Raw genomic sequence first — 6,864 nt, 5'->3', positions numbered from 1 at the left:
TCCGCTCGGCTGCTGGAGGTCGTCGACCTGCGCGGGACGGCCGTGGCCGACCGGGCCGACGCCGTCGCGCGGGCGCTCGACGCGGCCCGCGACCGGCTCGACCCCACGTCGGGGCCGGTCCTCCAGGCCACGCTGTGCGACGTCGGCGAGGAACGGCTGCTGGCCTCGGACGTCGCCTCCGAGATGTGGATCACCGTGCACGAGCTGGCCGCCGACGCGGCCTCCCTCGCGCTCGTGGCCGAGGACGTCGAGACCGCCTACCGCATGTGTGCGCAGGGCTCCCCGGTCCGATTGCCGTCCGTGCCCACGCCCCTGCGGCAGTGGGCGAGCAGGACCGCCGAGCTGGCCGCGCGGCCCGAGACCGCGGACCAGGCCCACCAATGGATCGGCCAGGAACGCGCGGGCGGGCTGCCGGTGGACCACCCGGGCGGGGACAACTCCCACGGCTCGGCCCGGACGGTCACCGCGGTGCTCTCACCGGAGCGTTCCCGTGCCCTGCTCGCCGGGTACGACCCGGAGCAGGCGCTGCTGACGGCCCTGGGCCGCGTCGTGACCCGCTGGACCGGCCGCGACCGGATCACCCTCGATCTGCGTACCGACCCCCGCGACGGCTCCGCCGCGGGAACCGATCTCTCGCGGACCGTGGGGCCGCTCGCCGACAGCGTCCCGCTCACTCTGTGGCTGCCCCGGACGCGCGAACTGCCCGCCCTGCTCCGCTCCGTCGGCCGGCAGCTCGCCGAACTGCCCGCGCCGCGCCATGTGTACGGAGTGCTGCGCGACCTCGCGCCCGACCCGGAGCTGGCGGCGGAGCTCCGCTCCGCCGAACGTCCGAAGCTGGGCTTCGCCCTGCTCGCCGCGCCCTCCGCGCGGACGAACCCCGGCGCCGAACGGGACCATCTCCTCGATGTCGCGGCCGTGTTCGACGAGGGGCGGCTGTATCTGCGCTGGACGTACGGCTCCGGGCTGTACGACGCCGCGACGGTACAGCGGCTGGCCGACGAGCACCTCGCCGAACTGACCGCGCTGATCACCCTCACCACCGCGCCTTCGCCGGCCGACGAGGGCCGGGCCGGCGGCACGTCCGACGCCGCCGCCACGGCCACCCGGACCACCCGCGCCACCCACCGGGTCGCGACCCGTTCGGTGCCCGAGGTGATGGCCCGCCACCACATCCCGGGAGCGGCGATCGCACTGATCGAGGGCGGTGAACTGGCCTCGGTGGAGAGCCATGGCCGTCTCGGTGCGGACGGCGACGAACCCGTCGATGAGAACACGCTCTTCGCCGCCGCCTCCATCAGCAAGCATGTGACGACCTTCGGCCTGCTGCGACTGGCCCAGGAGCGGGGCCTCGACCTCGACGAGGACGTCAACCGCTGCCTCAGCTCCTGGCATCTGCCCGCTCCCGGCGCCGGGGACGCTCCGCCCGTGACGCTCCGGCACCTGGTGGCGAATCTGGCGGGACTCGCCGAGCCGCCGAGCCGCGCGGGCTACCGGATCGGCGAACCGGTTCCCTCCGTCCTCGACCTCCTGCACGGACGGTCGCCGGCCGAACCGGTCCCGGTCGGACGGGAGTTCGCTCCCGGCGAGGTCTTCCGGCTCAACAACGCCCACTACTGCGTACTCCAGCAGGCGATGACCGATCTCTCCGGCGAGCCGTTCCCGGAGCTGATGCGGCGGCTCGTGCTCGAACCGCTGGGCATGAGGCACAGCGGCTTCGACCCGGCCTTCCCGGAGACCTCGGGTCTCCCCGTGGCGCGCGGTCACGACCTGGAGGGCGTGCCTCTGCCCGGCGGCCACGAGGTCTATCCGGAGTCGGCGGCGCGCGGTCTGTGGACGACCGCCGGAGATCTGGCCAGGCTCGTCCTGGGCGTCAGGGACAGCCGGTTGGGCCGGCCGGGCGCGCTGGTCCCGCAGGAGGCGGTACGGGAGATGCTCACCCCGCAGTCCGACCGCCCGTACGGCTGGGGCACGATCGTCGACCACAGCGGCGTCGATCTCGAATTCGGTCACGGGGGCCAGGCGGCCGGATACCAGGCGATGTTCGGTATGCGCGCCCATGCCGGGTCGGGTGCCGTGGTGCTCACCAACGCCGCCTCCGGAAGGGAGCTGGTCACCCATCTGATGTCGACGGGCTGGTCGGACAAGGGCCGTCTGACCGGCTTCTGGCAGAACGCGGCGGCGGAAACGGCCGTGCAGCCGCGATGAGCGAGGACATCCGAAGCCCCTCGGACTCCGCAAGCTCCCCGGAGTCCGAGGGCGCCCGCGGGACGGCCGGCGCGTCCGGCCGTCCGCCGGTCCCCCTGCGCAGGAACGCCGAGTTCATCCGCCTGTGGGCCGGGGCGGGCGTCTCACAGTTCGGTACCCGGGTCGGCATGACGGCCTTCCCGTTGCTGACGCTCTATCACACGGGCTCGGCGGTGGACGCCGGTCTGGTCGGGTTCGCCGCCTCCCTGCCGAACTTCGTCGTCCAACTGCCCGCCGGCGCCCTGGTCGACCGCTGGGACCGGCGCCGGCTGATGCTCTGGTGCGACGTCCTCGGCGCCTTCTCGATCGCGGCCGTGGCCGTCGCCGTGTTCCTGGGACACATCTGGCTGCCCCATCTGATGGCGGCCGCGTTCCTCGAGGGCGCCCGCGGCATCGTCGTCGACCTGGGCGAGCGGGCGAGTGTCCGGCAGGTGGTCGCCCCCGGCCAGCTCCCTGCCGCGCTCGCCCAGAACGAGGCACGAGGGCAGGCCATGGGCCTGCTCGGCCAGCCCGGCAGCGGTGGTCTGCTCGCCGTCGCGGGCTGGCTGCCCTTCGCCGCGACGGCACTGGCGAGTTCGGTGGCCGCGGTGTGCGTCGCGCTGATGCGCAAGAACCGGGGCGTTGCCGCGGCTGCCCGCGCGCAGTCGCTGCACACGGACATCAAGGAGGGCGTGCTCTGGTTGTGGCGGCACCGGGTCGCCCGCCTGCTGGTCTCGCTCTTCGCGGGCTGCAACTTCGCCTTCCAGATCCTGATGCTCACCGTCATGGTGATCATCCAGCAGAGCGGCCGCTCCCCCGTGTTCGTCGCCCTGGTCACCGGCTGCGGCGGTCTCGGCGGTCTCGCCGGGGCGCTGGCCGCGCCCCGGCTGCGCCGGCGCTTCAGTCTGCGTGCCGTCTTTCTCGCCGGCTGTGTGCTGTGGGTCCTGATCACGCCGCTGGTCGCATGGGTCCGCGACCCCGCGGGGCTGGCCGTCCTGCTGACCGCCACCACCTCGATCGTCGGCGTACTGAGCGTCACCGCCTGGGTCTTCCAGGTCCAGCACACCCCCGACGAGCTCCAGGGCCGGGTGAACGGCACGGCGCGCTTCCTGGCCTCCGGAGCGAACTCCCTGGGGGCGCTGTGCGGCGGCTATCTGCTGGACGAGGCCGGCGCCGCACCGACCGGGCTCGTCGTCTGCGGTGTGCTGCTCCTCGTGACGGCCGTGGTGGTGTCCGGGCGGCGGACCCTGGCCGAACCCGCTGCGGACCTTTCGTGATTTCCGGCCCGACTTCCCTCTGAGGCTAAGCTTTTGTTCATGCAATCCCTCCACCGACTGATCCAGTGGCTGCGGCACCCCTTATGGAAGATGTGGCAGACCCTCACTTTCCTGACCGTCGGTGTTCCCCTTCAACTCGTCGCCTTTTTCTGCGCGCTGGTTCCCGCCATGAGACCGGCCATGACGCTGGTCCAGCGATATCGCTTTCAGGCCATGCTCGACGTGGAGATAGCGCACACCTCGGCCGACGATCCGAGAACGAGCCGACGCCAGGCGAAATACCACCTTCTGGCCGGGCCCGGGGTGGCGCTGGGAGCGTTGACCGGTCTGGCCCTGTGGGTCCTGGGGTTCGTGGCCGCCACGGTGTACGTCTGGGTGTGGCAGCTCCCGCTGGAGTGGCGTCTGGCCCATCACGGCTACTCGGTCACGGCGGCCTATGTCATGGGCGCCGGCCTTGCCGTGCTCGCCCTCGCCACCTGGGTGTGCCACGGCCTGGCCCGGCTGGACGTCTTCGCGGCCACCGGGCTGCTCGGCCCCACCCGGGCCGAGCTCCTGGAGCGACGGGTGGAGAACCTCACCGAGAGTCGGGCGGGCATGGTGGAGGCCGCCGACGCCGAGCGCCGCCGCATCGAGCGGGACCTGCACGACGGCGCTCAGCAGCGGCTGGTCGCCATGGCCGTGCAACTCGGCCTGGCCAAGGCCACGCTCGGCGAACTCCCGGAGGACGCCCGCAAGGTGATCGACGAGGCGCACCGCGAAGCGAAGGAAGCCATTTCCGAACTGGGCAATCTGGTACGCGGTCTGCATCCGGCCGTACTGGAGGACCGGGGCCTCGACGCCGCGCTGTCCGGCCTAGCCGAGCGCGTTCCGCTGCCGGTGCGGCTCGACGTCGAACTGGCCGAACGGCCCTCACCTGCCGTCGAGGCGGTCGCCTATTTCGTCGTCTCCGAGGCCCTCACCAATGTGATCAAGCACGCCGGGGCGTCCCGCGTCGAGGTCACGGCCGGCCGGATCGGCGACACCCTGCTGGTCCTGGTCTCGGACGACGGGGTCGGCGGCGCGGATGCGGCGGGCGGGACCGGGCTCAGCGGCCTCGCCAAGCGGGTCGCGTCCGCGGACGGTACGTTCGCCCTCAGCAGTCCGGTCGGCGGGCCGACCGTACTGACGGTGACACTGCCCTGCGGCTCGTGACGGCGAAGAGCCCGCCCGGGGGATCTTATCCACCCGGGCCGGCTCTTCGCCCGTCGTGCGGCTCAGTCCCATGTCCAGACCGCGGTGCCACGCCTGCCACGGCCACGCCACCACAGGGCGAGGCAGATCGGGACCGCGGCGATGGCCGGCAGCAGTCCCACGGCCCAGCTCGCCTCGATGGGCGGCCCCGGCCGCGGTCCCACGGGGACGGACAGACTGCCCCGCCCCGCGCCCTCGGGCCCCTCGACCGCCAGCTCGAACCGCCAGGTGCCTTCGTCCGGCAGCAACGTGCCGTCCAGCCCCCAGCGGTCGTGGGAGCGGGTGTACCGGGGCAGCGCCCGCCCGAGGCCGGCGCCCCGCTTGCCGTAGTCCTCGCCCGACGGCCCGATGAGGTGCAGCCGCGCGGTGCGTCCCGCGATGCCCCGGTCGGTCCGGAACGTCATGTCCAGGGAACGGCCGGCGTACAGCGGCCAGTCGGAGAAGGACACCTCGATGTCGTACGGGCCCACCCGTAGCCGCTCGGCGTGCACCACCGCCGGCGCATCGGCGTCGGCGGCCGAGGCGGCGGGGGCCACGAAGGTTCCCGCCAGCACCGCGAGAAGCACCCCCGCGAGCGAGCGCAGCAGGTTCCGCGCGCGGCCGCCCGGCCGCGCGGTGTGTCCTCGCATGCTCACACCTCCATCGCGGGCCGCAGCCCTGGCCCGGGCGCCGGGACCGGCGCCGCCGGAGCCGGGGACGAGACGCCCGGCCCCGGACCCAGCCTGCGCAGGGCGATGGCCGCGGACCAGCCCAGCGGACCGGCGGCCGTGCCCAGGACCGTTGCCGCCACGATCGTGAGCAGCGAGAAGCCGTTGCCCAGCTGCGGGGTGTAGAGCAGCACCATCGCGAGGGCGGCGACGGCGCTGACCGCGGGAACGGCGGTCCTCGGGGTCAGTCCACGGCGCCGCAGGACCACAAGGGCGACTTCCACCAGGACCGCGATCAGCGGAAGCACCATGGGGTAGAGCGACGCCAGGGTGGGCTCGCCCGAGATGTTGTCCCGCAGTGACATGCCCAGGCTCTCGGCGTAGATCCGGGTGATCCAGGGGGCGAAGAACCAGTCGATCGCGTGCAGCGCCCCGAAGAGCAGTCCGGTGAACGTGACCCAGCCGGTGGCACGCGTCACGCCGGCCACCATCAGCAGGGCGAACAGGGCGACCGCGGTCATCGACACTTCGAAGGGCTGCGCCCAGAAGAGCGCGAACATCATCGAGGTGAGGGAGGTGGCCACGGACAGGGCGACCCCCCAGCGCCTGACCGTCCGGTCCCCGAGCGCGGTGAACGCCAGCACCGTGCCGACGCAGATGGTCAGTCCCCCGAGGGAAAGGCCCACGTGGGGCGGCGAATTGAGGGTGACATCGAATCCGTACACGGTGTGCCACCACAGATCGATCACCCCGTAGATCAGCTCGACGGCCGCGCCGATGCCGGCGACGAAGAATCCGATCGGGGCCCGGAAGACGCGCAGCACGGTGACCGAGCGGCCGGTGGCGGCCACGCTGTCCGGGTCGGCGCGCCAGACGCCGGTGCGCAGGAGCACCATCACCACACCGGTCAGGCCGGCCAGGGTGGGTGCGGCGTAGATGAGCATGTGGGGGGCGGTGAAGAAGGTGTCCGGGCCGACGTCGTCGTGCCACTGCACGTCCCAGACCACGCCGAAACTGGTCGCGAGCAGGGCGACCGACAGCAGCCAGCACCCCACCAGTTCGGCGCGGTCGGGGCGGCCCGATGGCGTGGAAGTGCTCATGCGAGGACGGACTGCTCCATGCTCAGGCGCAGACTCAGCGGCCGCATGTCCGTCCACACCTCCTCGATGCGGGACAGGCACTGCTCGCGCGTGCCCTCGGTGCCCTCGGCACGCCAGCCGTCCGGCAGTTCACGCTCCAGCCACCAGATGGAGTACTGCTCCTCGTCGTTGAGGACGACGCGGTAGAGGGCGTCGTCGGAGAATTCTTCGGCCATGACATGCTCCTCGGCATTTTCCGGAAAGGGATTCCGGGGAATGCTCGGCCGCTGTCCTATACCGCCTCTATACCAGCGGGCTCATGCCGGGAACCGATGAGTATGGCCGGAATATAGCCGCCCTCCGCAGGATGACCGGGACAGGAGCGCACGATCCGCCACACCGGGAGGT

General features: G+C 72.3%; 6 protein-coding genes. 3 read left to right on the top strand and 3 right to left on the bottom strand.

What is annotated here, in order from left to right; all coding sequences use genetic code 11:
- From ACWEBX_RS12050 to ACWEBX_RS12040, 3 genes are all read left to right on the top strand, one after another.
- Positions 1-2,205: serine hydrolase (locus ACWEBX_RS12050; protein ID WP_451884759.1), on the top strand; the 2,205-nt coding region annotated here is incomplete at its 5' end.
- Complete coding sequence (locus ACWEBX_RS12045) at positions 2,202-3,500, top strand: MFS transporter (protein ID WP_451884758.1); 1,299 nt, start codon at positions 2,202-2,204, stop codon at positions 3,498-3,500. The genes ACWEBX_RS12050 and ACWEBX_RS12045, both read left to right, overlap by 4 nt.
- A 39-nt stretch (positions 3,501-3,539) precedes the next feature.
- On the top strand, positions 3,540-4,691 hold the full coding sequence (locus tag ACWEBX_RS12040; RefSeq protein ID WP_451884757.1) for a sensor histidine kinase: 1,152 nt from the start codon (positions 3,540-3,542) through the stop codon (positions 4,689-4,691).
- Positions 4,692-4,753: 62 nt separating this feature from the next.
- On the opposite strand, the gene ACWEBX_RS12035 is transcribed toward ACWEBX_RS12040, so the two are convergent.
- From ACWEBX_RS12035 to ACWEBX_RS12025, 3 genes are read right to left on the bottom strand one after another with little or no spacing between them, the layout of a single operon-like run.
- Positions 4,754-5,359: a hypothetical protein gene (locus ACWEBX_RS12035; protein ID WP_451884756.1), complete on the bottom strand. Its 606-nt coding sequence runs from the start codon at positions 5,357-5,359 to the stop codon at positions 4,754-4,756.
- 2 nt (positions 5,360-5,361) lie between these two features.
- A complete protein-coding gene (locus tag ACWEBX_RS12030) occupies positions 5,362-6,477 on the bottom strand; it encodes a hypothetical protein (protein ID WP_451884755.1) in 1,116 nt (371 codons plus the stop codon).
- The gene (locus tag ACWEBX_RS12025; protein WP_355761344.1) at positions 6,474-6,692 is read right to left on the bottom strand and encodes an MbtH family protein; all 219 of its coding nucleotides are present in this window, start codon (positions 6,690-6,692) and stop codon (positions 6,474-6,476) included. Before ACWEBX_RS12025 ends, ACWEBX_RS12030 begins: the two co-directional genes overlap by 4 nt.
- Positions 6,693-6,864 lie beyond the last annotated feature (172 nt).

The sequence above is a fragment of the Streptomyces sp. NPDC005070 genome, assembly GCF_053600395.1.
This window is presented reverse-complemented; position numbering and strand designations above follow the sequence as displayed.

Bases quoted from the DNA above. Each gene is read 5' to 3' on its own strand.
- ACWEBX_RS12040 (WP_451884757.1), top strand. From the start codon at position 3,540: ATGCAATCCCTCCACCGACTGATCCAGTGGCTGCGGCACCCCTTATGG.
- ACWEBX_RS12035 (WP_451884756.1), bottom strand. From the start codon at position 5,359: ATGCGAGGACACACCGCGCGGCCGGGCGGCCGCGCGCGGAACCTGCTG.
- ACWEBX_RS12045 (WP_451884758.1), top strand. From the start codon at position 2,202: ATGAGCGAGGACATCCGAAGCCCCTCGGACTCCGCAAGCTCCCCGGAG.
- ACWEBX_RS12030 (WP_451884755.1), bottom strand. From the start codon at position 6,477: ATGAGCACTTCCACGCCATCGGGCCGCCCCGACCGCGCCGAACTGGTG.
- ACWEBX_RS12025 (WP_355761344.1), bottom strand. From the start codon at position 6,692: ATGGCCGAAGAATTCTCCGACGACGCCCTCTACCGCGTCGTCCTCAAC.